The 3,011-nt window shown below is 68.8% G+C and carries 3 protein-coding genes and 1 pseudogene; 1 reads left to right on the forward strand and 3 read right to left on the reverse strand.

The features are described 5' to 3' along the window. Positions 1-370: pseudogene (locus ASG00_RS16820) on the forward strand (MFS transporter); the annotation flags it as partial. 3 nt (positions 371-373) lie between these two features. Here the strand turns inward: ASG00_RS16820 and smpB are convergent. From smpB to ftsE, 3 genes are all read right to left on the reverse strand, one after another. After that, positions 374-850, reverse strand: a complete 477-nt coding sequence (gene smpB, locus ASG00_RS03995; protein ID WP_045248522.1) for an SsrA-binding protein SmpB — start codon at positions 848-850, stop codon at positions 374-376. Positions 851-913: 63 nt separating this feature from the next. Further along, on the reverse strand, positions 914-1,831 hold the full coding sequence (ftsX, locus tag ASG00_RS04000) for a permease-like cell division protein FtsX (RefSeq protein ID WP_045248523.1): 918 nt from the start codon (positions 1,829-1,831) through the stop codon (positions 914-916). Continuing rightward, on the reverse strand, positions 1,828-2,850 hold the full coding sequence (gene ftsE / locus ASG00_RS04005; RefSeq protein WP_056207051.1) for a cell division ATP-binding protein FtsE: 1,023 nt from the start codon (positions 2,848-2,850) through the stop codon (positions 1,828-1,830). Before ftsE ends, ftsX begins: the two co-directional genes overlap by 4 nt. Positions 2,851-3,011 lie beyond the last annotated feature (161 nt).

Raw genomic sequence — 3,011 nt, forward strand, 5'->3', positions numbered from 1 at the left:
GGCCTACGCGAGCGTCGTCATGAACATGGTCGTCGTGGGACTCGGATCGGGCGCGCTCGTCGCCGCCCTCCCCGCCGCCGCGGCATCCGCTGCGCCGGCCACCCAGACCGGCGTCGCGACGGGTCTCACCAACTCCGTGAAGACCGTCGGTGGCGCCATCGCGTCATGCGCGTTCGGCATCGCACTGTTCCAGGGCAGCCTCGGCGCCGAGGGCGGCGGGCAGACCGCGGCATCCTTCTCGGGATACCTCACCGTGTGGATCGTCTGCGGCGTCACCGCGCTCGTCGCCGCCGTGCTGCTGGTGTTCGTGCCGAAGCAGGCGTTCACGGATGCCGCGGCCGAAGTGGCCGAGGCATCCGCCCAGGTCTGAGGATCAGTCGCCGAGGCGGTTGCGGGTGCGCATCGCGCGCTCGGCCTCACGGCGGTCCTGGCGCTCGCGCAGCGTCTGGCGCTTGTCGTACTCGGCCTTGCCCTTCGCGACCGCGATCTCGACCTTGGCGCGGCCGTCAGAGAAGTAGAGCTTGAGCGGCACAAGCGTGTAGCCGCCGGCGGAGATCGCATGGCTGAGCTTCACGATCTCGTCCTTGTGCAGCAGCAGCTTGCGCAGGCGCTTCGCGGAGTGGTTGTTCCAGGTGCCCTGTGAGTACTCGGGAATCGTCACCGCGTCGAGGAACGCCTCACCGCGCTCGATGAACGCGTACCCGTCGGAGAGGTTCGCGCGCCCCTGGCGCAGCGACTTCACCTCGGTGCCGGTGAGCACCAGGCCCGCCTCGTACGTCTTCTCGATCGAGTACTCGTGGCGCGCGCGACGATTGGTCGCGACGACCTTCTCCCCGCGTTCCTTGACCATGACCTGCTCCTCCGGGATACTCGCGCCGATCGACGCGAGCCCCCCAGTCTATCGGAGCCGGGATCAGGCGCGAAGCCACCGCCGGATCGCGAATCCCGCCGACAGAGCGGCGAGCACCACGCCGATCACGATCATCGCCGGGATGACGTACCAGAGGTCGTCCGTCGTGACCCAGGAGGTGATGAACGTCACCCTCGGCTGCAGGTAGCTGCCGACGCCGAACTGCACGCCCGCCCACACCGTGACGCTCGCGAGCGCCGACCCGATGACCGCCGAGATCACGCCCTCGAGCACGAAGGGGGTCTGGATGAACCGGTTCGACGCTCCCACGAGACGCATGATGCCGATCTCCCGACGTCTGGCGAACGCCGACAATCGGATCGTCGTGGAGATCAGCAGCACCGCGGCGATGAGCATGAGCACGGCGATGCCGACGGCGATGTAGGTCGCGACCGTCAGCGCCGAGAACAGCGGCTGAAGGTACTGCATCTGATCGGCGACCTCTTCGACGCCCGCGGTCGAGGAGAACTGCTCGGCGAGCACGTCGGACTGCGACTGGTCCTTGAGGTTGATCCAGAACGTCGCATTGATCTGGTCGGGGCTGATTACCGACGCGTACTGCGATCCGAGCTGCTGGATGGCGCTCTGGTAGGCCTCCTGACTCGTCTGGAACGTGTAGTTCTTGATGAGCGGCGCGAGCGTCGATCCGTCGAGCGTCGCCTTCACGGCGGCGATCTGGTCGTCGGTGGCCGCGGTGCCGGGGGCGCAGTTCTTCGCCTGGGACACTGTCGAACACATGTAGACGGCGACCTGTGCGCGGTCGACCCAGAACGAGCGCAGCTTGCCGATCTGCGACTGCATGAGCATGGCGGCGCCGACAAAGGTCAGCGACACGAAGGTCACGAGGATGACCGAGATCACCATCGAGGCGTTGCGGCGCAGCCCGCCGAACGCCTCGCCGAGAACGAGTCCGAGCCTCATCGCGTGGGTCCCACTTCCTCGCCCGGGCCCTCGAGCCCGAGACGGTCGGCGACGCCCAGCGCGTCGAGCGAAAGATCATCCGCCTCCGTGGGGCGGGGTGCCGCCGGTGCCGACGCGGCGGTCGGCGCGGCCTGCGGAGCGGGCGCCTGCGGCGGGGTGACCGGCGCCGCGGCGGGCGCCGCCGGCTGCGGCGCCACCGCGGGCTGCGCGGCGACCGGCGGAACCGGCGCCTGGGAGTCCGCGGCGATCTCCTTCTGCAGCTCGATGACCTCGGTCAACGCAGCGACGGCGGCCGCGCCGCGCTCCTGCTGCGGCTGCAGTCGCGGGATCGACGAGGTGTCGCCATAGCCGCCGTGACGCTCGTCGCGCACCATCTCGCCGCCGCGCAGCTCGATCACTCGGCGCTGCATCTGGTCGACGAACGCGGCCTCGTGCGTCGCCATGAGCACAGTGGTTCCGCTCGCGTTGATGCGGGCGAGCAGCTGCATGATGTCGACGGATGTCGCGGGGTCAAGGTTTCCGGTCGGCTCGTCGGCCAGCAGCACCTGGGGACGGTTCACGAGGGCGCGGGCGATCGCGACGCGCTGCTGCTCACCACCGGACAGCTCGTGCGGAAGGCGCTTCTCCTTGCCGGCGAGGCCCACGAGCGCGAGCGCCTCGGGCACCGCCTGGTGGATGAATCCGCGTGAGGATCCGATCACCTGCAGGCTGAACGCGACGTTCTGGAAGACGGTCTTGGTCGGCAGCAGCCGGAAGTCCTGGAACACCGAGCCGATGTTGCGGCGGAAGTAGGGGACCTTGCGGCTCGCCACCCGTCGCAGATCCCTGCCGAGCACGACCACACGGCCCTGACTGGGGATGTCCTCGCGGAGGATCAGACGCAGGCACGAGGACTTCCCCGATCCCGACGCCCCCACGAGGAAGACGAACTCGCCGCGTTGCACCTCGAAGTCGACGCCGTTGAGGGCGGGCTTGGAGGTGCCGCGATACCGCTTGGTGACGTTCTCGAACCGGATCATGGCTGTGTCAGCCTAAGCGCGGCTCTCGCGGCATCCGGGTGCGACACCCGGGGGCGCGACATCCGTTCACCGGATGTCAGTCGTCGTCGTCCTTGCGCTTGCGCCAACGGATTCCGGCGGCGATGAAGCCGTCGAGGTCGCCGTCGAAGACCACGGCGGGG

It is taken from the genome of Microbacterium sp. Leaf351, assembly GCF_001423825.1.
In the GTDB taxonomy this organism is placed as follows: Bacteria; Actinomycetota; Actinomycetes; order Actinomycetales; family Microbacteriaceae; genus Microbacterium; species Microbacterium ginsengisoli.